The sequence below is a fragment of the Streptomyces sp. NPDC050658 genome (assembly GCF_044457025.1).
Lineage (GTDB): Bacteria > Actinomycetota > Actinomycetes > Streptomycetales > Streptomycetaceae > Streptomyces.
Genome location: NZ_JBITGM010000005.1, coordinates 333568 through 355472, shown reverse-complemented (window position 1 = coordinate 355472; position 21905 = coordinate 333568). Strand labels below are relative to the sequence as shown.

At 72.0% G+C, this 21905-nt stretch carries 19 protein-coding genes; 13 read left to right on the top strand and 6 right to left on the bottom strand.

What is annotated here, in order from left to right:
- Positions 1–267: 267 nt before the first annotated feature.
- Positions 268–2379, bottom strand: a complete 2112-nt coding sequence (locus ACIBKX_RS19915) for a DEAD/DEAH box helicase (protein ID WP_363271592.1) — start codon at positions 2377–2379, stop codon at positions 268–270.
- A 462-nt stretch (positions 2380–2841) separates the two neighbouring features.
- Here ACIBKX_RS19915 and ACIBKX_RS19910 point away from each other — a divergent pair, with 462 nt between their 5' ends.
- The gene (locus ACIBKX_RS19910; RefSeq protein WP_363271591.1) at positions 2842–3579 is read left to right on the top strand and encodes a ferritin-like fold-containing protein; all 738 of its coding nucleotides are present in this window, start codon (positions 2842–2844) and stop codon (positions 3577–3579) included.
- 95 nt (positions 3580–3674) lie between these two features.
- Here the strand turns inward: ACIBKX_RS19910 and ACIBKX_RS19905 are convergent, their stop codons facing one another.
- The 4 genes from ACIBKX_RS19905 to ACIBKX_RS19890 all read right to left on the bottom strand — a co-directional run bounded on the left by ACIBKX_RS19905 (position 3675) and on the right by ACIBKX_RS19890 (position 5482).
- Entirely contained in the window at positions 3675–3947 is a 273-nt protein-coding gene (locus tag ACIBKX_RS19905) for a hypothetical protein (RefSeq protein ID WP_363271590.1), read from the bottom strand.
- A gap of 165 nt (positions 3948–4112) precedes the next feature.
- Positions 4113–4340, bottom strand: a complete 228-nt coding sequence (locus ACIBKX_RS19900; RefSeq protein WP_055565193.1) for a DUF3107 domain-containing protein — start codon at positions 4338–4340, stop codon at positions 4113–4115.
- A gap of 143 nt (positions 4341–4483) precedes the next feature.
- Positions 4484–5125 (bottom strand): TetR/AcrR family transcriptional regulator, encoded by a 642-nt coding sequence (locus ACIBKX_RS19895; RefSeq protein WP_360767695.1) that lies wholly within the window; start codon positions 5123–5125, stop codon positions 4484–4486.
- 144 nt (positions 5126–5269) lie between these two features.
- Positions 5270–5482 carry a hypothetical protein gene (locus ACIBKX_RS19890; RefSeq protein ID WP_363271589.1) on the bottom strand — a complete coding sequence of 71 codons (213 nt, stop codon included), beginning with the start codon at positions 5480–5482 and terminating at the stop codon, positions 5270–5272.
- Positions 5483–5676: 194 nt separating this feature from the next.
- On the opposite strand from ACIBKX_RS19890, the gene ACIBKX_RS19885 reads away from it, so the two are divergent.
- The 12 genes from ACIBKX_RS19885 (at position 5677) to moeZ (ending at position 20174) form a co-directional block, all read left to right on the top strand.
- The gene (locus ACIBKX_RS19885; protein ID WP_363271588.1) at positions 5677–6696 is read left to right on the top strand and encodes an alpha/beta hydrolase; all 1020 of its coding nucleotides are present in this window, start codon (positions 5677–5679) and stop codon (positions 6694–6696) included.
- A gap of 8 nt (positions 6697–6704) precedes the next feature.
- Positions 6705–8174: a DUF3152 domain-containing protein gene (locus tag ACIBKX_RS19880; RefSeq protein WP_363271586.1), complete on the top strand. Its 1470-nt coding sequence runs from the start codon at positions 6705–6707 to the stop codon at positions 8172–8174.
- Between the two features lie 68 nt (positions 8175–8242).
- Positions 8243–8335 carry an Ms4533A family Cys-rich leader peptide gene (locus ACIBKX_RS19875; protein ID WP_363271585.1) on the top strand — a complete coding sequence of 31 codons (93 nt, stop codon included), beginning with the start codon at positions 8243–8245 and terminating at the stop codon, positions 8333–8335.
- A 165-nt stretch (positions 8336–8500) separates the two neighbouring features.
- The gene (locus ACIBKX_RS19870; protein ID WP_363271584.1) at positions 8501–10222 is read left to right on the top strand and encodes an ABC transporter substrate-binding protein; all 1722 of its coding nucleotides are present in this window, start codon (positions 8501–8503) and stop codon (positions 10220–10222) included.
- 19 nt (positions 10223–10241) lie between these two features.
- Positions 10242–11234, top strand: a complete 993-nt coding sequence (locus ACIBKX_RS19865; RefSeq protein WP_363271583.1) for an ABC transporter permease — start codon at positions 10242–10244, stop codon at positions 11232–11234.
- Positions 11235–11248: 14 nt separating this feature from the next.
- On the top strand, positions 11249–12238 hold the full coding sequence (locus ACIBKX_RS19860) for an ABC transporter permease (protein ID WP_363271767.1): 990 nt from the start codon (positions 11249–11251) through the stop codon (positions 12236–12238).
- Entirely contained in the window at positions 12235–13833 is a 1599-nt protein-coding gene (locus tag ACIBKX_RS19855; RefSeq protein WP_363271582.1) for an ABC transporter ATP-binding protein, read from the top strand. The genes ACIBKX_RS19860 and ACIBKX_RS19855 overlap by 4 nt, the downstream gene beginning before the upstream one ends.
- Positions 13834–14034: 201 nt before the next feature.
- On the top strand, positions 14035–15804 hold the full coding sequence (gene pelF / locus ACIBKX_RS19850; RefSeq protein WP_363271581.1) for a GT4 family glycosyltransferase PelF: 1770 nt from the start codon (positions 14035–14037) through the stop codon (positions 15802–15804).
- The gene (locus tag ACIBKX_RS19845) at positions 15801–17096 is read left to right on the top strand and encodes a hypothetical protein (protein ID WP_363271580.1); all 1296 of its coding nucleotides are present in this window, start codon (positions 15801–15803) and stop codon (positions 17094–17096) included. Before pelF ends, ACIBKX_RS19845 begins: the two co-directional genes overlap by 4 nt.
- A gap of 145 nt (positions 17097–17241) precedes the next feature.
- The gene (locus ACIBKX_RS19840) at positions 17242–18195 is read left to right on the top strand and encodes an NAD-dependent epimerase/dehydratase family protein (protein ID WP_363271579.1); all 954 of its coding nucleotides are present in this window, start codon (positions 17242–17244) and stop codon (positions 18193–18195) included.
- The gene (locus tag ACIBKX_RS19835; protein WP_363271578.1) at positions 18183–18932 is read left to right on the top strand and encodes a spherulation-specific family 4 protein; all 750 of its coding nucleotides are present in this window, start codon (positions 18183–18185) and stop codon (positions 18930–18932) included. The genes ACIBKX_RS19840 and ACIBKX_RS19835 overlap by 13 nt, the downstream gene beginning before the upstream one ends.
- A gap of 63 nt (positions 18933–18995) precedes the next feature.
- Complete coding sequence (moeZ, locus tag ACIBKX_RS19830; RefSeq protein WP_363271577.1) at positions 18996–20174, top strand: adenylyltransferase/sulfurtransferase MoeZ; 1179 nt, start codon at positions 18996–18998, stop codon at positions 20172–20174.
- A gap of 114 nt (positions 20175–20288) precedes the next feature.
- Here the strand turns inward: moeZ and ACIBKX_RS19825 are convergent, their stop codons facing one another.
- Positions 20289–21860 carry an alpha/beta hydrolase gene (locus tag ACIBKX_RS19825; RefSeq protein ID WP_363271576.1) on the bottom strand — a complete coding sequence of 524 codons (1572 nt, stop codon included), beginning with the start codon at positions 21858–21860 and terminating at the stop codon, positions 20289–20291.
- Between the last annotated feature and the right edge of the window lie 45 nt (positions 21861–21905).

Genomic DNA, 21905 nt, shown 5'->3' with positions numbered 1-21905 from the left:
TCGGTGCCCGGCGGTGTGGTGCCGTTACCCGCCGCTGCGCGGCGGGCCTGTCCATCCGCCCGCCCGATTGCCCGGTGATTGCTGGGTGGTTGTGTGGGGTGGCTGCTTGGGGGGGGGCGTGGTGTTGCTGCTCGTCGGTCAGGGGGGGCACGCCTCGCCCGCCCGCTCCGCAGTGCGGAACCTGCCCACAACGGGCGGGTGGGTCGTGTCCGCCGCGCACGGCGAAGGCCCGGCACCCCGTGGGGTGCCGGGCCTTCAGCGGCTTCCTCAGTCGGCGGCGGGCGCCGCCGCCGACTTCTTCGTGCGGCGGCGCGGCTTCGACTCCTCCGTCGCCTGCGCCGGGATCTCCGCCTCGACGACGGGCGCGGCCGCCTTCTTCGTCGTGCGGCGACGCGGCTTGGCGACGGGGGCGTCCGCCTCGACCGTGTCCACGACGGCCTCCGCTGCCTTCTTCGTCGTACGACGGCGGGGCTTGGCCGGGGCCTCGGCCTCGACCGTGTCCACGACGGCCTCCGCTGCCTTCTTCGTCGTACGACGGCGGGGCTTCGCGGGGGCCTCCGCCTCCGCGGCCTCGACGACCGGCTCGGCTGCCGCTGCCTTCTTCGTGGTGCGGCGGCGCGGCTTCGCGGGGGCCTCGGCCTCGACCGTGTCGACGACGGCCTCGGCGGCCTTCTTCGTGGTGCGGCGGCGGGGCTTCGCGGGGGCCTCCGCCTCCGCGGCCTCGGCGACCGGCTCCGCGGCCTTGCGCGTACGGCGGCGCGGCTTGGTCGCGGGCGCCTCCTCCGCCTCGGCCACCAGGGTGGCCTCGACGGTGTCGACGACCGCCTCCGCGGCCTTGCGGGTCCGGCGGCGCGGCTTGGCGGGCGCGGCCTCGGCCGCCGCCTCGACGGGCTCCGGAGCCGTCACGGGAGCCTCGACCACGGCCTCCGCGGCGACCGCCTCGGCGGCCTCGCCACCCCGCGTCCGGCGACGACGGCGCGGCGTACGCGGCTCCGTCGGCTCGGCGGAGGGCGCGGCGGCCTCGGGAGCGGTCGCGGCGGGAGCCGCCGCGTCCAGCGGGGCGCCGGAGCGCGTGCGGCGACGACGGCGCGGCGTACGGGCGGGGCGCTCGGCGGCCGGAGCGGAGTCCGACGCGCGGCCGCGCTCCTGCGAGCGGCCGGAACGGCCACCGCGGGCACCACGCCCACCGGTCTCGCCCAGGTCCTCGATCTCCTCGGCGCCCAGACCCGCACGGGTCCGCTCGGCACGCGGCAGCACACCCTTGGTGCCCGCCGGGATGCTCAGGTCCTCGAAGAGGTGCGGCGAGCTGGAGTACGTCTCGGCCGGGTCGCTGAAGCCCAGGTCGAGCGCCTTGTTGATCAGCTGCCAGCGGGGGATGTCGTCCCAGTCGACCAGCGTGATCGCCGTACCCGAAGCGCCCGCGCGGCCCGTGCGGCCGATGCGGTGCAGATACGTCTTCTCGTCCTCGGGGGACTGGTAGTTGATGACGTGCGTGACGCCCTCGACGTCGATGCCGCGCGCGGCGACGTCGGTGCAGACGAGCACGTCCACCTTGCCGTTGCGGAAGGCACGAAGGGCCTGCTCGCGGGCGCCCTGGCCGAGGTCGCCGTGGACGGCGCCCGAGGCGAAGCCACGGCGCTCCAGCTGCTCGGCGATGTCGGCGGCGGTCCGCTTCGTACGGCAGAAGATCATCGCGAGTCCGCGGCCGTCGGCCTGCAGGATGCGCGCGATCATCTCCGGCTTGTCCATGGAGTGCGCGCGGTAGACGAACTGCGCGATGTTCGCGACGGTCGCGCCCTCGTCGTCCGGCGCGGTGGCGCGGATGTGCGTGGGCTGCGACATGTAGCGGCGGGCGAGGCCGATGACGGCGCCCGGCATGGTCGCCGAGAACAGCATCGTCTGGCGCTTGGCCGGCAGCATGTTGATGATCCGCTCGACGTCGGGCAGGAAGCCCAGGTCGAGCATCTCGTCGGCCTCGTCGAGGACGAGGCACTTGATGTGCTTGAGGTCGAGCTTGCGCTGACCGGCGAGGTCGAGCAGCCGGCCGGGCGTGCCGACGACGATGTCGACGCCCTTCTTGAGCGCCTCGACCTGCGGTTCGTAGGCACGGCCGCCGTATATGGCGAGGACGCGGACGTTGCGCGCCTTGCCGGCGGTCAGGAGGTCGTTCGTCACCTGCTGGCACAGCTCACGCGTCGGTACGACGATGAGGGCCTGCGGTGCCTCGGTCAGCTGCTCGGGCTTGGCCCGGCCCGCCTCGACGTCCGCGGGGACGGTGACGCGCTCCAGGAGCGGAAGTCCGAAGCCGAGGGTCTTGCCGGTGCCGGTCTTGGCCTGGCCGATGACGTCGGTGCCGGAGAGGGCAACGGGGAGCGTCATCTCTTGGATGGGGAAAGGGCTGATGATGCCGACGGCCTCGAGGGCCTCGGCCGTCTCGGGGAGAATCCCGAGATCGCGGAAAGTCGTAGTCAGGGCATTGCCTCTTCTGTGAGACGCGGCGCGAGGCGAACGCTGGGGGTCGTGACCGTGCCACTACCGCCGGCTGCTTGGGGGGCGGGCCGGGGGCGCGGGACCACTGCCTGCGCTCGAGCGCTCGTACCGCTGAGGTTCCCTCCTCGTGCCGTACGCACTGTGCGCACTGCCTGGAGGGCTGTCGGGTCGGAGCCGATCGGGCCTCCGACCGGGCATCCTCATTCGTACGGCCCGTCGAATATTCGGCGGGCGCTTTATCACTGTACCCCGGAATCGCGCAGCCGTGTCTGGGGAATTGGTCACGTCGTCGTAGTCACAGTCACTGACCAGGCCCTTACGCGTTGCTGCGAGCGGGCTATTGTGCGGTTTATGGAGACGCCTGACACCGCCGCTGACACGCCCGCCGAACCGACCGGAGTCGCCGCCCAGGACTGGGCGACCGCTTCCGCCGAGCCGCACTACCGCGCCGCGGTGGTGGATCTGCTCGGCGCGCTCGCCTATGGAGAGCTCGCGGCGTTCGAGCGGCTCGCCGAGGACGCGAAGCTGGCGCCGACGCTCGGCGACAAGGCGGAGCTGGCGAAGATGGCGTCGGCGGAGTTCCACCACTTCGAGCAGCTCAGGGACCGGCTCTCGGCGATCGGCGCGGACCCGACCGAGGCGATGGAGCCGTTCGTCGCCGCGCTCGACGGCTTCCACCGCCAGACGGCGCCGTCCGACTGGCTCGAAGGGCTTGTCAAGGCGTACGTCGGTGACTCGATCGCCAGTGACTTCTACCGCGAGGTCGCGGCGCGGCTCGACGGTGACACGCGCGGGCTGGTGCTCGGCGTGCTCGACGACACGGGGCACGCGAGCTTCGCGGTGGAGAAGGTGCGGGCCGCGATCGAGGCGGACCCCCGCGTGGGCGGCCGGCTCGCGCTGTGGGCCCGGCGGCTGATGGGCGAGGCCCTTTCGCAGTCCCAGCGGGTGGTCGCCGATCGCGACGCCCTGTCGACCATGCTGGTCGGTGGCGTTGCCGACGGGTTCGACCTTGCCGAGGTCGGGAAGATGTTCTCGCGGATCACTGAGGCACACACGAAGCGGATGGCCGCGTTGGGGCTTGCCGCCTAGGCCGACGCCTCTTCTGCGGGTGCGTTGCGGCTTGTCGCGCGATTCCCCGCGCCCCTTCGGGGCGCTCCCCGCGCGGGGCGGTCAAGCGCGGACTCCTACGCCGTCGCCGAGCGACGGCGCAGTCTGCTGCGGCTCGGGCGGAGCAGCAGGGACAGCAGGGCCGCCGCGATGGCCACCGCGCCCGCGATCGTGGCGGGTGCGTGGCCCGCGCCCAGGGCCATGTGGGCTACGAAGGAGCCGATCAGCGCGCCCACCGCGCCGGTCGCCAGGACCAGGCTGCGGGCCGGGAGCCGGTGTGGCAGGCGGTGGGCCACCGCCCACGCCAGGGCGAAACCGAGCAGTGCGGAGCCGAGTGCTTCCAGGATCACAGGGGTCCCTCCCTCGCGGCCGGGTGCGGAACGGTCGTAGCCGGTATTACCCCTGGCAGCCGGAACGCAACCCTCCGGCCGGGATCGGGAACGGCGCACAACGAGAACGGCCCGGTGGTCATCCACCGGGCCGTTCTCCTTGTGCGCCTTGCGTGCGCACCCTGACTACAGGGCGCTGAAGCCCACCTTGCGCGCGGTCGGCTCGCCGAGCTCGACGTACGCGAGGCGGTCGGCCGGAACCAGGACCTTGCGGCCGTGGTCGTCCACGAGGCTCAGCAGCGGCGACTTGCCGGTCAGCGCCTCGGACACCGCGTGCTCGACTTCCTCGGCGCTCTGGCCGCTCTCCAGCACGATCTCGCGGGGCGCGTACTGCACGCCGATCTTGACCTCCACGGCTATGTCCCTCCGACGGTCAGTGATGTGCGCGGCCGTCCGCGCCGTACTCAGCACACATTAGCCCGGTGAAGCGATGCTCACGGCTGCGCCGCCGCACGCCGGTAGCGAACAGAAACCGGGAACAGAACGCGCCCCGGCGATCAGTGGCCTTCCGTGCCGTGCAGCGGGAAGCCCGCGATGCCGCGCCAGGCCAGCGAGGTGAGCAGCTGTACCGCCTTGTCGCGCGGGACCGTGCTGCCGCTGGAGAGCCAGTAGCGCGCCACCACCTGCGAGTAGCCGCCGAGGCCCACCGCGAGCAGCATCGCCTCGTCGCGGGGCAGGCCCGTGTCCTCGGCGATGACCTCGCAGATCGCCTCGGCGCACTGGAGCGTCACCCGCTCCACGCGCTCGCGGACCGCCGGTTCGTTGGTCAGGTCGGACTCGAAGACCAGGCGGAAGGCGCCGCCCTCGTCCTCCACGTACGCGAAGTACGCGTCCATCGTGGCCGCGACCCGCAGCTTGTTGTCCGTCGTCGAGGCCAGTGCCGTACGGATGGACTGCAGCAGTGACTCGCAGTGCTGGTCGAGCAGCGCGAGGTACAGGTCGAGCTTTCCGGGGAAGTGCTGGTAGAGCACCGGCTTGCTGACCCCGGCCCGCTCGGCGATGTCGTCCATCGCCGCCGCGTGGTACCCCTGTGCGACGAAGACCTCCTGCGCCGCGCCAAGCAGTTGATTGCGTCGGGCACGACGCGGCAGGCGTGTGCCCCGCGGGCGTGCCGCCTCTGTCTGCTCGATGGCTGTCACGCCGCCTCCCATGATCGTGAATGTGCGGTGTGCGCCGCGCGGCCATCGTACTTTTCGGTAACCGTGATGTGCGCGGTACGAGCGGAGAATTTCACGGACTGGATGGCCGTGGAAGCCGTGCGTAGCAGGGCAAACACGGGCAGGTCAGCGATAGTCGTCCTCGTCGAGGCTGACGACGCGGGCCTGCTCGGCCAGGTCGCCGACGTCGGCGGTGTCCTGGTCGGTGTCCCGCAGGGTGTCGTCCCGGCTCGGGGCGAGGTCCGTGTGCTGTTCGGCGGCGTCGGCCTCGGGGGTCTCCGCGCTGCTCTCGGTCTCTTCGACCTCGAAGGTCTCGGGGTCGGACGGGTCGACGGTCATCGTCACTCTCTTCCCTGGCGCACTGCCAAGCGCACCACTGATGGTGCGAGTGCCCTGTTCGCCCTCTGTCTATGAGCCTAGGAGACGGCCGGAGCGGGCGCTATGCGATCTTCCGTCGGTGCCGGCCGGACATCGGCCGGATCTGTGACCGCGAACACACGAACCTCCGTGTGATCGTCTCGTAACATTGCCGCATGTCTTCGACCGAGTTGCCGCACGTGCTCGCCGCCGCCGTCGCGCCCAAGCCGGGTGCCGTCGCGGTCGCCGCGGGCGAGCGGCTCGACCCGGTCGGCCTTCCGGGGCTCACGCTGAACGTGCGGTCCAGGCCGTCGGCCGGTGCGGGGCTGCCGCCAGCGCTGTTCGTGCACGGTCTCGGCGGCTCCTCGCAGAACTGGTCGGCACTGATGCCGCTGGTCGAGTCCGCCGTCGACTGCGAGGCGCTCGATCTGCCGGGCTTCGGGGACTCGCCGCCGCCCGACGACGGCGACTATTCGGTCACCGGACACGCCCGCGCCGTCATCCGCTACCTCGACGCGAGCGACCGGGGCCCCGTGCACCTGGTCGGCAACTCGATGGGCGGCGCGGTCACCACGCGGGTCGCCGCGGTCCGCCCCGACCTCGTCCGCACCCTCACGCTGATCTCGCCGGCGCTGCCCGAGATCCGGGTGCAGCGCACGGCGGTGCCGACCGGACTGCTCGCGGTGCCCGGTGTCGCCTCGCTCTTCACCCGGCTCACCAAGGACTGGACGCCGGAGCAGCGGGTCAGCGGCGTCATGGCGCTCTGTTACGGCGATCCCTCCCGCGTCTCGCCGGAAGGTTTCAGCGCGGCGGTGCGCGAAATGGAGCGCAGGCTCGCGCTGCCGTACATGTGGGACGCGATGGCGCGCTCGGCGCGCGGCATCGTGAACGCGTACACGCTGGGCGGCCAGCACGGGCTGTGGCGGCAGGCCGAGCGGGTGCTCGCGCCGACACTGCTCGTGTACGGCGGCCGGGACCTGCTCGTCTCGTACCGCATGGCCCGCAAGGCGGCCGCCGCGTTCCGTGACTCGCGGCTGCTCACGCTGCCCGACGCGGGGCACGTGGCGATGATGGAGTATCCGGACACGGTCGCCACGGCCTTCCGTGAACTCCTCGCCGACACGGGGAAGTTGACTGATTCCACGTCGACCGGAGCCCGGTCGGCTGATTCCGGCAACGCTGGTTCGGGGAGCTGAGGCGGCACGTGGGACGTCACAGCCGCCGGGGTCCGGCCGACCTCGCAGACAACACGGGAAGCACGGGCAACACCGGGATACCGCAGGCACAGGGCGCACGCCCCGCGCCGGGCCCCGGCACCGGCCGCCGCAGGCGCGTGGGCCCGCCGGCCGACGGAACTCCCGCGCACGGCGTGCCCCAGGCGACACCCCCGCACGGCGTGCCGCACGTCCGCGGCGGCCACCCCGAGCAGCGCGAGCCGGGCGGCGGCTGGGGGACCGGGCCGCGGCTCGGCGCCTCGTACGGAGCGCCCGGAGCGTCGACGGTCACGGGTACGGGGGCCGGAGCCTACGTGCCGGGGCCGCGCCGCGAGTACGTGGACGCCTTCGACGGCGAGTTCGCCGAGGAGAACCTCTTCGCACCGGGAGCACCGGGAGCACCGGGAGCGCCTGGGGTGCCCACAGCGCCCGCAGCACCCGCCGGCCCCGCGGCGCCGGGCGCCATGCCCCCCATGCGGACCCCCGACGACCCGTACGCCCCCCGCGACCCCTACGCCTCCGTCACCGACTGGGACCGCGCGGTCGACGAGGAGGAGGCGGCCCACGGCGACCTCTGGTCCACCGGGACCGGCGGGACCGACGGACCAGACACCTACACCTACGCCGACGACGCCGACGCCTACGACGAGGGCGGCAAGAGCGGCAGGGGACGCGCCTTCACCGGCATCGCCGCCGCCGCGGTCACCACTGTGCTCGCCGTGGTCGTGGCGGGCCAGGTGACCGACGATCCCAAGGACTCGGAGCCCCGGGCGCAGGCCGCGAACGGCGGGGAGCCCCGCGAGACCGGTGACTCCGCGTCCCGTTCGGACGACCGCCCCACTCCGCCGGACGCCGCCCCTGCGACGTACGAGAAGAAGATGGGTCAGAAGTACCCGCTGGACGCGAAGCTCGCCGCGTCCGGTGACTTCGAGGTGATGGCCGGGTTCGACAAGGCGCCGGGCAAGGGGCAGAAGTTCCGCTACCGAGTCGACGTCGAGAAGGGCATGGGCCTGGACGGCGAGCTGTTCGCGACGGCCGTACAGAAGACCCTGAACGACGACCGGAGTTGGGCGCACGGCGGCGGCCGGACCTTCGAGCGGATCTCCTCGGGGAAGGCCGACTTCGTCATCACCCTCGCCAGCCCCGTCACGACGGCGAAATGGTGCGCGAAGTCCGGGCTCGACACGTTGGAACAGAACGTGTCCTGTGACTCCGCGGCCACCGACCGCGTCATGATCAACGCCTATCGCTGGGCGCAGGGCGCCAAGACGTACGGCGACAGCATCCATCCGTACCGCCAGATGCTGATCAACCACGAGGTCGGTCACCGGCTCGGCTTCAATCACGTCGACTGCACGAAGGACGGCGAACTCGCGCCGGTCATGCAGCAGCAGACCAAGTTCCTGGAACACGACGGGATCACGTGCAAGGCCAACCCCTGGGCTTTTCCCAAGAGTTGAGCCGACGCCGGGCGTCATGTGGTCGGCGGCTTTTGACATCCGCCGGAAGTTCGTTCATATTTCTCCGCATGTCGCCTCGTCACGCCTCCTCGCGCACAGCCCTTGAGCTGGCGCTCTTCGGCGTGACCGCGCACTGCGTGTCCGACATCCACTGTTGCTGACGCCCGCCCCTGGCGTGTGCGTCGCTTTCTCATGACCTTTCGTCGTGCCATGACACCTTTCGCGGTATTCATGGCCGTTCGTCGGTCCTGACGACTCCCTTTCGGCGACCCCGGGGCGAGCTCTGCTCTTTTTCCCCTGCCTGAATCTCCGAGAGGTCCTTTCCCATGCGTCAATCGTCCGTCATAGCCCGCCGCGTGGCAGCGGCATCCGTCAGCCTGGTCCTGGCCGCGGGCGCCGCCGCCTGCGCGGGCCCCGAGGGCAGCGACGCCGGGAGCGGCGGCGCCGCCGGCAAGCCCGCCGAGGGCGGCACGCTCACCGTCCTCAACAGCGAACCGCAGGTCGACTTCGACCCGGCGCGGCTCTACACCTCCGGCGGCGGCAACGTGCCCTCGCTGGTCTTCCGTACGCTGACCACGCGCAACCGGGAGGACGGCGCCGCCGGTTCGAAGGTCGTGCCGGACCTCGCCACCGATCTGGGCAAGCCGAGCAAGAACGCCACCGTGTGGACGTACACCCTGAAGAAGGGGCTCAAGTACGAGGACGGTTCGCCGATCACCTCCGCCGACATCAAGTACGGCATCGAGCGCTCCTTCGCCGGTGAACTCTCGGGCGGCGCGCCCTACTTGAGGGACTGGCTGGTCGGCGGCGACAAGTACGCGGGGCCCTACAAGGACAAGGGCGGGCTCGACTCGATCGAGACCCCGGACGAGCGGACCATCGTCTTCCGCCTCAACAAGCCCGAGGGCGAATTCCCCTATCTGGCCACCCAGACGCAGTTCGCGCCCGTGCCCAGGAGCAAGGACAAGGGCACCAAGTACGAGGAGCACCCGGTCTCCTCGGGCCCGTACAAGGTCGTCGAGAACGAGAACGACGGCGAGCGGCTCACCCTGGAGCGCAACCCGCACTGGTCCGCGAAGACCGACCCGGAGCGCAAGGCCTACCCGGACAAGATCGACGTACGGTCCGGGCTCAACCCGTCCGTCATCAACCAGCGGCTCTCCGCCGGGCAGGGCGCCGACGCCGCCGCCGTCACCACCGACACCAACCTCGGCCCCGCCGAACTCGCCAAGGTCACCGGCGACAAGGAACTCGCCTCGCGCGTCGGCACCGGGCACTTCGGCTACACGAACTACCTGGCCTTCAACCCGAAGGTGAAGCCGTTCGACGACCCGAAGGTGCGGCAGGCTATTTCGTACGCCGTCGACCGTTCGTCGGTCGTCAACGCCGCCGGCGGATCGTCGCTCGCGGAGCCCGCGACGACGTATCTGCCCGATCAGAAGTCCTTCGGATACACGAAGTACGACCACTTCCCGGCGGGCGCGGACGGCAACCCGAAGAAGGCCAAGGAGCTGTTGAAGGAAGCCGGTCACCAGGACGGGCTCACCATCACGCTGACCCATTCCAACGCCAAGGACTTCGAGACCAGCCCGGAGATCGCCACCGCGGTCCAGGACGCCCTGAAGAAGGCGGGCATCACCGTCAAGCTGGAGGGGCTCGAGGACAACGACTACAAGGACAAGACGCACAGCGCCGAGGACGAGCCGGGCCTCTTCCTCGCCCACTGGGGCGCCGACTGGCCCTCCGGCGGCCCGTTCCTCGCCCCGATCTTCGACGGCCGGCAGATCGTGCGGGACGGCGCCAACTTCAACACCGGCTTCCTCGACGACAAGTCGGTCAACGACGAGATCGACGCGATCAACAAGCTCACCGACCTGGAGGCCGCCGCCAAGCGCTGGGGTGCCCTCGACAAGAAGATCGGCGAGCGGGCGCTGACCGTGCCGCTCTTCCACCCGGTCTACAAGCGCCTCTACGGCAAGGACGTGAAGAACGTCGTGATCAGCGACTGGACGGGTGTCCTCGACATCTCCCAGGTCGCGGTCAAGTAGGGCGAACGGTCAAGTCACCATGAGCGAGGCCCTGTTGGCCTCGGAGACGGGGACGGGCGTACCGGCGCCCGCCCCGGCCTCCGGTGCCCGTCAGTTCTGGCGGCGGCTGCGTGCGCAGCGCGCCGCCCTCGTCGCGGCGGCCGTCGTCGCGCTGCTCGTCCTGGTCGCGCTCGCCGCGCCGCTGCTCACCGCCGTCGAGGGCCAGGACCCCAGTACGTACCACCCCGAACTCATCGACTCCGGACGCGGCGGCGTGCCGATCGGACCGCTCGGCGGGATCAGCGCGGACCACTGGCTCGGCGTCGAACCGCAGACCGGGCGCGATCTGTTCGCCCGGCTCGTGTACGGCGCGCGGGTCTCCCTCGGCGTCGCGCTCGCCGCGACCCTGGTGCAGGTGCTGCTCGGCGTCGGCGTCGGCATCGCGGCCGGGCTCGGCAACCGCTGGGTGGACCAGGCGCTCAGCCGCGCCACCGACGTCATCGTCGCCATGCCGCTGATGGTCCTCTCGCTCGCCCTGATGGCGATCGTGCCCGACGGCTTCCCGCGCCCCGCCCTCGTCGCCCTGGTCGTCGGGCTCATCGCCTGGGGCGGCACGGCCAAGATCGTGCGCGCGCAGACCATCACCCTGAAGGAGCTGGACCACGTGGCCGCCGCCCGGCTCAGCGGCTGGAGCACCTGGCGCGTCGCGCGCCGCGAGCTGCTGCCCGGACTCGCGGCGCCCGTCATCACGTACGCGGCGCTGCTCGTCCCGACGAACATCACGGTCGAGGCCGCGCTGTCCTTCCTCGGCGTCGGCGTCAAGCCGCCGACCGCGTCCTGGGGGCAGATGCTGACCTCGGCCGACATCTGGTACCAGGCGGCGCCGCAGTATCTGCTGCTTCCGGCGGGGGCGCTGTTCGTGACGGTGCTCGCGCTGACCGTCCTCGGCGACGGGGTGCGCACCGCGCTCGATCCGCGGGCCGCGTCCCGGCTGCGGATCGGCACCGGGCGGAAGCGGGAGGGCGCGTCATGACCGGCTTCCCGGGAATGACCGGCTTCCTGCTGAGGCGTGCGGTGGGTGCGCTCGTCACCCTGCTCGTCATCTCCGTGATCATCTACGCGGTCTTCTACGTCGCTCCGGGCGACGTCGCGCAGATCACCTGCGGGTCGCGCTGCTCACCCGGCCAAGTGGCGCAGGTCGCCGAGCAGTTGAGGCTCGACGACCCCGTGTACGTACGCTACTGGGACTTCCTCCAGGGCATCGTCGCCGGTCAGGACTACTCGACCGGCACGGGAGTGGAGCACTGCGACGCGCCCTGCCTCGGGCTCTCCTACCAGAGCGACCAGCAGGTGACCCGGCTGATCCTCGCGAAGCTCCCGGTCACCGGCTCGCTCGCGCTCGGCGCCATGGTGCTGTGGCTGATCCTCGGCGTCGGCACGGGCGTGCTCTCGGCGTGGCGGCGCGGCCGGGTCAGCGAGCGGGTGCTCACCGCCGTCACGCTCGCGGGCACGGCCACGCCCGTCTTCGTCATCGGCCTGCTGCTGATGATCGTGGTCTGCGGGCAGCTGCGCTGGCTGCCCTTCCCGCAGTACGTCCCGTTCACCGACGACCCGCAGCAGTGGGCGTGGAACCTGCTGCTTCCCTGGCTGTCCCTCGCCCTGATCGAGGCCGCCAAGTACGCGCGCCTGACCCGCGCCTCGATGCTGGAGACCCTCGCCGACGACCATGTGCGCACCTTCCGGGCGTACGGCGTGGGGGAGCGCTCGATCGTCGGGAAGCACGCCCTGCGGGGCGCGGTCGCGCCGGTCATCGCGCTCAGCGCCAACGACTTCGGGTCGATGTTCGGCGGCGCGGTGCTGACCGAGACGCTCTTCGGTCTGCCCGGCATGGGGCGCGAACTCGTGCACGCGGTCGGCGTCGTCGATCTGCCGGTCGTGGTCGGCATGGTCCTGGTGACCGGCTTCTTCGTGGTGCTCGCCAACGCCGTCGCGGATGTGCTGTACGCCGTCGCCGACCGAAGGGTGGTCCTGTCATGAGCCTCGTCGAAGTGACCGACCTGGTCGTCGACTTCGGGGACGTCCGCGCCGTCGACCGGCTCTCCTTCACGCTGGAGGAGGGTGCCGCGCTCGGCCTCGTCGGCGAGTCGGGGTCCGGCAAGAGCACGGTGGCGTCCGCGCTGCTCGGGCTGCACCGGGAGACCGGGGCCGCAGTCGGCGGCGGGGTGCGGGTCGACGGCATCGACGTACAGCGGGCGGGCGGCGAGGAGCTGCGGCGGCTGCGCGGCGGACGGGCCGCGATGGTCTTCCAGGACCCGCTGTCGTCCCTCGACCCGTACTACGCGGTGGGCGACCAGATCGCCGAGGTGTACCGCGTGCACACCGGGGCCTCGCGGCGGGCGGCACGCGCGCGTGCCGTCGACGTGCTCGACCGGGTGGGCATCGCGGACGCGGCACGCAGGGCACGCGCCCGGCCGCACGAGTTCAGCGGCGGCATGCGCCAACGGGCGCTCATCGCCATGGCGTTGGCCTGCGAGCCCGCGCTGCTGATCGCGGACGAGCCGACGACCGCCCTGGACGTCACCGTGCAGGCGCAGATCCTCGACCTGCTGCACACGCTGCGGGCCGAGACCGGGATGGGGCTGCTCCTGGTCACCCATGACGTGGGCGTCGCCGCCGAGAGCGTCGACGAAGTCCTGGTCATGCGGTACGGGCGTGCCGTCGAGCGGGGCTCCGTGCGCGAGGTCCTCGGGGCGCCGGCCAAGGCGTACACGCGGGAGCTGCTGGGAGCGGTGCCGCGGCTGGACTCGCCGCGTCCCGCCGCATCCCGCGCGCCGGGCGACGTCGTCCTCGAAGCCGTGGGCCTGCGCCGGGAGTTCGGGCGCGGCAAGCGGGCCTTCGCCGCCGTGGACGGGGTGTCCCTCACGGTCCGCGGGGGCGAGACGCTCGGCGTCGTGGGGGAGAGCGGCAGCGGCAAGACGACGCTCGGCCGGATGCTGGTCGGGCTGCTCGAACCGACGGCCGGTGAGGTCAGGCACGGGGATGACGTCGCGGGCCGTGGCGTGCGGCCCGACGTGCAGATGGTGTTCCAGGATCCCGTCGCCTCGCTCAATCCCCGGCGCGGCGTGGGGGAGTCCATCGCCGATCCGCTGCGTGCGCGGGGCGGGCGCGACGAGGCTGCCGTGCGCGATCGCGTACGGGACCTCATGACGCGGGTCGGCCTCGATCCGGCGCACTACGGGCGCTATCCGCACGAGTTCAGCGGCGGCCAGCGGCAGCGGGTCGGGATCGCGCGGGCCCTGGCCGCCGAGCCGAGGGTCATCGTGTGCGACGAGCCGGTGTCGGCGCTCGACGTGACGACCCAGGCCCAAGTGATCGCCCTGCTCGCCGAGTTGCGGCGGGACCTGGGGCTCGCACTGGTCTTCGTCGCCCACGATCTGGCGGTCGTACGCCAGGTCAGCGACCGTGTCGCGGTGATGCGGCAGGGCCGGATCGTCGAGTCGGGCACGGTCGACGAGGTGTACGGCGCGCCCCAGGAGGCGTACACCAGACAGCTGTTGGCGGCCGTCCCCGCGCTCGACCCGGACGCGGCGGCGCACCGCCGCACGGCCCGCGGGGAGCTGGCCGCAGCATGACGCTCCGTGACGAAAACGGGCGTTCCTGAAGCTATAGCGCGACGGAACGCTACCGGCACGGGAAAGTTACGGCCGTTCACCCCTTTTGGTGGCGTGATGGACAACCGTCCATCACGCCACCGTCATGTCCGCATACGTTCGTCCCGCTGCGAGCCGCCGGTCCAACGGCGGCTCCCCACATGGGAGATCGGGGGTGTGCGCGTGCGCATCGGACTGCTGACGGAGGGTGGCTATCCGTATGTGAGCGGTGACGCCAGGCTCTGGTGCGACCGGCTCGTGCGCGGGCTCGGGCAGCATGAGTTCGACGTCTACGCCCTCAGCCGCAGCGAGCGGCAGGAGGCGCGGGGCTGGATCGAGCTGCCGCCCCAGGTCGGCCGGGTGCGCACGGCGCCGCTGTGGACCGTCGACGACGACGGCATCACCTACGGCCGCCGGGCCCGGCGGCGGTTCGCCGAGCACTTCGACGAGCTGGCCGCGGTGATCTGCTCGGCAGGCCCCGGTGCCGCGGGCGAATCGGCCTCCGGTGAACTGGCGGACCGTTTCGCCAGTGCGCTCTACGGCCTCGCCGAACTCGCCCGCGACGAGGGCGGACTCGTCGGCGCCCTGCGCTCCGAGTCGGCCGTGCGCGCCCTGGAGACCGCCTGCCGCGCGCCCGGCGCACCGCGGGCCGCGCGCGCCGCGCGGGTGCCCGACCTGCTCACCGTCGCGGCGCTCGTCGAGCGGGCGCTGCGGCCGCTCTCCCTCGACTGGTACGAGGCCGGGGACCTCGGCGCGGCCGACCTCTGCCACGCCACATCCGGCGGCCCCGCCGCGCTCCCCGGCCTGCTGGCCAAGCACTTCTCCGGAGTGCCGCTCCTGGTCACCGAGTACGGCGTACAGCTGCGGGCGCACTATCTGGCGGCCGGCGACGAGGCGCCGGGCGCACCCGCTCGGGCACTGCTCACCTCCTTCCACGGGCAGCTCGCCGGGGAGGTGTACCGGCAGGCCACGGTCATCACCCCCGGCAACACGCACGCACGGCGCTGGCAGGAGCGCTGCGGCGCCGAGCGGTCCAAGCTGCGGACGGTCTATCCGGGCATGGAGGCGTCCCGCTTCGCGGAGGTCGGCGAGCGGGAGGATCCGGGCGACCCGGACGCCCTGCTGTGGGTCGGGCGCATCGAGCCCGCCAAGGACCTGATCTCGCTGCTCCACGCCTTCGCGGAGATCCGAAAGGAGGAGCCGAAGGCAAGGCTGCGGATCGTCGGGGCGCCCGCGGAGGGGCCGGAGGCGGCCGCCTATCTCGCGCACTGCAGGGCGCTGGCCGCGCAGCTCTTCCCCGACGAGGCGGAGGGCGCGCACGAGGTGGGCGACAACCCCGTCTCCTTCGAGGAGATCGGCACGCCGGCCGCCCCCGAACTCCAGGACGCGTATGCCGCAGGGAGCGTCGTCGTCCTCTCCAGCACCGTCGAGGGCTTTCCGATCAGCCTGGTCGAGGCGATGTTCTGCGGCCGGGCGACCGTCTCGACGGACGTCGGCGCGGTGGTCGAGGTCATCGGCGGTACGGGACTCGTGGTGCCGCCGCGCAACCCGCGGGCGCTCGCCGAGGCGTGCGTGGCGCTGCTCAGGGATCCGGGGCGGCGCGAGCGGCTCGGCGCCGCGGCGCGTGCGCGGGCGCTCGAACTCTTCACCGTGGAGCAGAACGTCGAGGCATTTCGCGGCATTTACCTGGATATCGTCTCGCACTGCCCAGTGCGCAGGGACGCGGTCGACGAGGCGGGCGAACCGGTGCCGTTCGGCAATCCGGCGGAGGCGTATGTGCCGGGGCGGTGGGCCGTCGCGGCGGGGGTCGCGGGTGGTGCTGGTCGTGCCGGTGGTGCCGGTGGTGCCGGTCGTGCGGGTGGTGCCGGTCGTGCGGGCAGTGCGGGTGGGGCGCCCAGCTGGGTGGCGCAAGAGGTCGGGGACCAGGGGCAGTTGAGAGGGGCGGGCGTATGACACGGCAGCAGAAGGTGGACGCACCGAGAGCGCCGGAGAGCGCCGTCGGCTGGGACACCCGCTCCGAGGAACTGGTGGCGGAGGCCTTCGGGGAGTCGGAGGCGATCGTGGCGGAGCCCACGGCCTGGCGGGCGGCGGGCGCGCCGCCACGGACCGGCACCGCGGGAAACAGCGGCAGGCCCCAGCGCCGCGGTGCCGTCGACCCCGTGAAGGCGCTCATGCACCGGCACCGGGAGCTGTGCGAGCGCGCCGTCGACCCGCTGGAGATCGCCGCCGGTCTCGAGGCGCACGGAGTGACCGACCGGACCGCGGCGCGGTTCCGGCACCGGGACGTGTTCGCCCTCGCCGAGGAGATGTACGCGCGCGTGCCCCGCGACCCCCGCGACAACGAAGAGCACCCCTTCCCGCAGCCGCCGCCCGCGCGGAGCGCCTCCAAGGCGCGCACGGGCCCGCTGCTGCTCGCGCTGCTGCCGGGATCGGCGTGCGGCGCGGCACTCGTCGGCGCCGAGCTGACGGCGGGCCGGGCGCGGCTCGCGGTGGCCGTCGGCGGCGTGCTCGCCGTGGCGCTCGCGCTGCGGGTGGCCCTCCGGTACGGCACACCCCGGCACGCCCCGCCGCAGCTCGCGCACCACGCCCCGTCGGCCACGCGCGCGTGGGTGTGCTGGCTCGCGGGGTACGCGGTCCTGGGCGACGGGCTCCTGGCGGCCGCCGTCTCCGGTGGGCCCGACGGCCCCTGGGCGGCCTCCACGGCCACCGCCCTGGCGCTCTCGCTCGCCGTCGCGCCCGCCCTGTGGTGCGCCCGACTGTTCGCGGTACGCGCGCGTGGCCGGCTCTCCGCGAGCCGGGGCCTGGCCGATTTCGCCGCGTCCGCACGCCCGTTGCTGCTCGGCGTTGTCGCCCTCTACCTGGGTGCGCTGTGGCTGCTGCTCGCGCTCTGCGTGGCCCTCGTCCCCGCGTCGGGCGCGGCCGTCGACACCGTCGCCTGCTACGGGGCGGGCGCGCTCGGCGTACTGCTGCTGCTCGCCTGGCTGCTCTCCTCGTACGGATTCACGCGTGGGCCCGTGCTGATGCTGGGCGCCGCCGGGGCCGCCGAGGCGGCAGCCGTCGCCTCCGTCTTCGCGGGGCGGCTGCCGGGCGTCTCATGGCTCGGCGAGCCGGTGCGGCGGGCCGTCGACGCCTGGGGGCCCGGCGTGGTCCCCGCACTCGCCTGCGGCACCGCCGCGCTGGTCCTGCTGCTGCACTCCGTACGGACCCTGACCCGCGCCTCCGCGCACTCCGACGGGGCGCCGTGAACGGCTCCGTGCCACTCCCTCCGAAATCTTCCTCTCCCGCGGGGCCGACACCGCGGGCCTTACCCCGTGAACCACGGCAATCCCCCGAAGGAGAACCCCAGATGAGCACCCTCAGCATCCGAGAATCCGACCCGGGAGCCGCCCGATGAGGGTGCTGCTGATCGGAGCCAATGGATATCTCGGCCGTTTCGTCGCCGACCGGCTGCTCGCCGACCCGGCCGTGCAGCTCACCGCGCTCGGGCGGGGCGACGACTCGGACGTACGGTTCGACCTCGCGAGCGGCAGCCCCGGCGCGCTCACCCGTTTCCTGGACGCCGTGCACCCGGGCGTCGTCATCAACTGCGCGGGCGCCACGCGGGGCGGCGCCCGCGAGCTGACCCGGCACAACACGGTCGCCGTCGCCACCATCTGCGAGGCCCTGCGCCGCAGCGGCTGCGGGGCCCGGCTCGTGCAGCTGGGCTGCGGCGCCGAGTACGGGCCGAGCCAGCCGGGCTCCTCGACCGCCGAGGACGCCGTGCCGCGCCCCGGCGGGCCGTACGGGGTGAGCAAGCTCGCCGCCACGGAGCTGGTCCTCGGGTCGGGGCTCGACGCCGTCGTCCTGAGGGTGTTCTCGCCCGCGGGGCCCGGCACCCCCGCCGGATCGCCGCTCGGACGGCTCGCCGAGGCCATGCGGCGCGCCATGCAGTCCGGCGACGGCGAGCTGAAGCTGGGGGGCCTCGGCGTGCAGCGGGACTTCATCGACGTACGCGATGTGGCGCGTGCCGTGCACGCCGCCTCGCTCTCCGCCGCGCAGGGGATCGTGAACATCGGCTCGGGGCGCGCGGTGCGGCTGCGGGACGCGGCCGCCGTGCTTGCGCGGGTCGCCGGGTACGGCGGAGCGCTGCACGAGCTGGACCAGGGGCCCCTGCGGCAATCCATCGGGCACCCCCGGACCGAATCCGACCACGGGAGCCCGGCCGCCTACCCCTACCCGGACGGCTGCGGCAGCTGGCAGCAGGCCGATGTGCGCACCGCGCGCGACCGGCTCGGCTGGCGCCCCCGGATCAACCTCGAAGAATCACTCGCCGACATCTGGATGGAGGCGGCATGCCGCATCTGACCAGCACCGCCGCAGGTACCGCGCACACCGACGTACGACTCGGTTTCGGCATCCCGGGTTTCGCCCACCCGCTGGTCGCCCCCGCCGAATGGTCCGAGCTGACCCGGCCCGGAACGCCCCTGCACTGGGTGGTCCTGAACGTGTCCGACGGGCCGGGCGCCCGGCCCGACCCGCACTGCCTGGAGGCGGCGGGGCGGCTGCGGAACGCGGGCATCCGTGTGCTGGGTCACCTCGACGTGACGTACGGCGCACGCTCCTTCGGAGAGATCGTCTCGGACGCGCACCGCTACCTCGACTGGTACCAGGTCGACGGCTTCTCGCTCGACCGCTGCCCCACCGAGCGGGCCGCGCTCCCGGAGATCCGCCGGACGGTCACGACGCTGCGCGCGCTCTGCGACGACGCCCACATCGTCTTCGGGCACGGCACCCATCCCTATCCCGGATACGCCGAATCCGCCGACCAGTTGGTGACCTTCTCCGGCCCCTGGAGCGACTACCGCTGGTCCCAGGTCGCCGAGTGGACCGCCGACTACCCGCCCGAGCGCTTCTGCCACTTCGTGCACGGGATGCCGGGCGGCCATCTCGACGAGGCCCTGCGCATCGCGCGCTGGCAGGGCGCCGCGACGATCTACTTCACCGACCGCATAGAGCGCGGTGGCCCGAACGACCCGTGGGAGGCCATGCCCGCGTACTGGGACGAAATCGTCTCGCGTATCGGAACGGGTGTCTCGGAATGAAGAAGGCCATGGCAGTGTTACACGCAGAACAACCGTTCCGAAATACCGACCAACGGAGTCCCCGTGTCGCTGCCACCCCTGGTCGAGCCAGCATCTGAGCTCACCGTCGACGAGGTTCGCAGGTACTCCCGCCACCTGATCATCCCCGACGTGGGAATGGACGGGCAGAAGCGGCTGAAGAACGCCAAGGTGCTGTGTGTCGGCGCCGGCGGCCTCGGGTCACCGGCGCTGATGTACCTCGCCGCGGCGGGCGTCGGCACGCTCGGCATCGTGGAGTTCGACGAGGTCGACGAGTCGAACCTGCAGCGCCAGATCATCCACAGCCAGTCGGACATCGGCCGCTCCAAGGCCGCTTCGGCGAAGGACTCGGTCCTCGGCATCAACCCGTACGTGAACGTGATCCTGCACGAAGAGCGGCTTGAGGCCGACAACGTGATGGACATCTTCAGCCAGTACGACCTGATCGTCGACGGCACGGACAACTTCGCGACCCGTTACCTGGTCAACGACGCTTGCGTGCTGCTCAACAAGCCGTATGTATGGGGTTCGATCTACCGCTTCGACGGCCAGGCGTCCGTCTTCTGGAGCGAGCACGGTCCCTGCTACCGCTGCCTCTACCCGGAGCCCCCGCCGCCCGGCATGGTCCCGTCCTGCGCCGAGGGCGGCGTGCTCGGCGTGCTGTGCGCGTCGATCGGCTCCATCCAGGTCACCGAGGCGATCAAGGTCCTGGCCGGCGTGGGCGACCCGCTGGTCGGCCGCCTGATGATCTACGACGCCCTGGAGATGCAGTACCGCCAGGTCAAGGTCCGCAAGGACCCCGACTGCGCGGTCTGCGGCGAGAACCCCACCGTCACGGAGCTCATCGACTACGAGGCCTTCTGCGGCGTCGTGTCGGACGAGGCCCAGGAGGCGGCGCTCGGCTCGACGATCACTCCCAAGCAGCTCAAGGAGTGGATCGACGCGGACGAGAAGATCGAGATCATCGACGTGCGAGAGCAGAACGAGTACGAGATCGTCTCGATCCCCGGCGCCAAGCTGATCCCGAAGAACGAGTTCCTCATGGGCACCGCCCTGGAGAGTCTGCCGCAGGACAAGAAGATCGTCTTGCACTGCAAGACGGGTGTCCGGTCCGCGGAAGTCCTCGCCGTCCTGAAGTCCGCGGGCTTCGCGGACGCGGTGCACGTGGGTGGCGGCGTGATCGGCTGGGTCAACCAGATCGAGCCCGAGAAGCCGGTCTACTAGGCGTAGGGCCTGAACGGAGATGGGGCCGCACCTCTTTTGAGGTGCGGCCCCATCTTTGTGGCCGTTTGATCGCCTTAAGGGCTCGTCCTCAAACGCCGGACGGGCTGGATTGCCTCAGGACTCGCAGACCTTGCCGTCCTTGGGGACCTCGCCGTCCAGGAGATACGCGTTCACCGCGTCGTCGACGCAGTCGCTCCCGCTGCCGTACGCCCCGTGGCCCTCGCCCTTCCAGGTCAGCATCGTGCCGACGCCCTTGCCGAGCTCGTCGGCCATCTTCCGCGCACCCTCGTACGGCGTCGCCGGATCCCCCGTGTTGCCGACCACCAGGATCGGGTCCGCGTCGGGGGCGCTGACCTCGGGGGAGTCGTGCAGGCCCGGCACCGGCCAGTCATGGCACCAGCCGGCCGTGTCCCAGCCCATGAACTCCCCGAAGACCGGCGATATCTCGCGGAACTCGGCGAGCTGCCCCTTCGCCTCGGCGGGTGTCCTGCGCTGCTTGTCGTCGCGGCAGGAGATCGAACGCTGGGAGTGGGCCTGCGTGCTGTAACTGCCCGACGGATCCCGCTCGTTGTAGGCGTCGGCCAGCTGGAGCAGCGCCGAGCCGTCGCCCTTCTCGGCCTGTTCGAGGCCGCGGGTCAGGGCGGGCCAGCTCTGCTGGCTGTAGAGCGTGACCGTGATGCCGGTCATCGCCAGGGACTGGTTGAGCTTCCGGTCGCCCGATGCGGGCAGCGGCTTCTCGTCGAGCCGCTTCAGGAGCCGCACTATCTTCTGCGAGCCCGCCTTCGGGTCCTGGCCCGAGGACTTCAGATAGTTCTCCAGGGCCCGCTGGAAGCCCCGCGCCTGGTTCTTGGCGTGGCCCACCGAGTCCGCGCCCGGGTCGACCACCGCGTCGAGGGTGAGGCGGCCCACCTTCTTCGGGAACAAGTGGGCGTAGGCGCCGCCCAGTTCGGTGCCGTACGAGATGCCCATGTAGTGCAGCTTCTTGTCGCCGAGCACCTGACGCAGCACGTCCATGTCCTTGGCCGCCTCGACCGTCGAGACATGGGCGAGGAGCTTGCCCGCGTTCCGCTCGCAGCCCGCGCCGAAGTCGGCCGCGTCCTTGAAGTACGCCGCCTCCTCGGCCGGGGTGTCCGGAGTGAGGTCGACGGACTCCGCGGCCTGCGTCTCCTTGTCGCTGCGGCACCGCACGCCCGCGCTGCCCGCGACGCCGCGCGGGTCGAAGCTCACCAGGTCGTACCGCTCGCGCAGCGTGTCGTACGAGTCGGCGAACGACGGCAGCATGGAGACGCCGGAGCCGCCGGGGCCGCCGAAGTTGAACAGCAGCGAGCCGATGCGCTCGCCCTTGCCGGTGGACCGGGCGCGGATCAGCGCCACGTCGATCGTCTCGCCGTCCGGCTTCTCGTAGTCGAGGGGGACCTTGAGGGTCGCGCACTGCCACTCGGAGCCCGGCGCGGGGTCCTGGCCGGTCGCCTTGCAGCCGCCCCAGTCGAGCCTCTGCGCGTTGATCGAGGCGGGCAGGGTGGAGGAGGGGTCCGGCGCGGGCCGCTGCTCGGGGCCCTTCGGCGCCGGCTTGGCGTCGTCATCGCCGCCGTCCGACGATCCGCCGCAGCCGACGGCCAGCCCCGCCACCAGGACTCCCGCGGCAGCCAGGGCTGCTGACCGTACTGACCGTGCGAAACGCGGCATGGAGCGCTTCCCCCCTCGGAAGACAGTCAAGCCATAGTAGGCGGG

Excerpts from the sequence above, each read along its gene's own strand:
- ACIBKX_RS19915 (WP_363271592.1), bottom strand. The coding sequence starts at position 2,379 with ATGACGCTCCCCGTTGCCCTCTCCGGCACCGACGTCATCGGCCAGGCC.
- ACIBKX_RS19910 (WP_363271591.1), top strand. The coding sequence starts at position 2,842 with ATGGAGACGCCTGACACCGCCGCTGACACGCCCGCCGAACCGACCGGA.
- ACIBKX_RS19890 (WP_363271589.1), bottom strand. The coding sequence starts at position 5,482 with ATGACCGTCGACCCGTCCGACCCCGAGACCTTCGAGGTCGAAGAGACC.
- ACIBKX_RS19885 (WP_363271588.1), top strand. The coding sequence starts at position 5,677 with ATGTCTTCGACCGAGTTGCCGCACGTGCTCGCCGCCGCCGTCGCGCCC.
- ACIBKX_RS19875 (WP_363271585.1), top strand. The coding sequence starts at position 8,243 with ATGTCGCCTCGTCACGCCTCCTCGCGCACAGCCCTTGAGCTGGCGCTC.
- ACIBKX_RS19870 (WP_363271584.1), top strand. The coding sequence starts at position 8,501 with ATGCGTCAATCGTCCGTCATAGCCCGCCGCGTGGCAGCGGCATCCGTC.
- ACIBKX_RS19865 (WP_363271583.1), top strand. The coding sequence starts at position 10,242 with ATGAGCGAGGCCCTGTTGGCCTCGGAGACGGGGACGGGCGTACCGGCG.
- ACIBKX_RS19860 (WP_363271767.1), top strand. The coding sequence starts at position 11,249 with ATGACCGGCTTCCTGCTGAGGCGTGCGGTGGGTGCGCTCGTCACCCTG.
- ACIBKX_RS19855 (WP_363271582.1), top strand. The coding sequence starts at position 12,235 with ATGAGCCTCGTCGAAGTGACCGACCTGGTCGTCGACTTCGGGGACGTC.
- ACIBKX_RS19845 (WP_363271580.1), top strand. The coding sequence starts at position 15,801 with ATGACACGGCAGCAGAAGGTGGACGCACCGAGAGCGCCGGAGAGCGCC.
- ACIBKX_RS19840 (WP_363271579.1), top strand. The coding sequence starts at position 17,242 with ATGAGGGTGCTGCTGATCGGAGCCAATGGATATCTCGGCCGTTTCGTC.
- ACIBKX_RS19835 (WP_363271578.1), top strand. The coding sequence starts at position 18,183 with ATGCCGCATCTGACCAGCACCGCCGCAGGTACCGCGCACACCGACGTA.
- ACIBKX_RS19825 (WP_363271576.1), bottom strand. The coding sequence starts at position 21,860 with ATGCCGCGTTTCGCACGGTCAGTACGGTCAGCAGCCCTGGCTGCCGCG.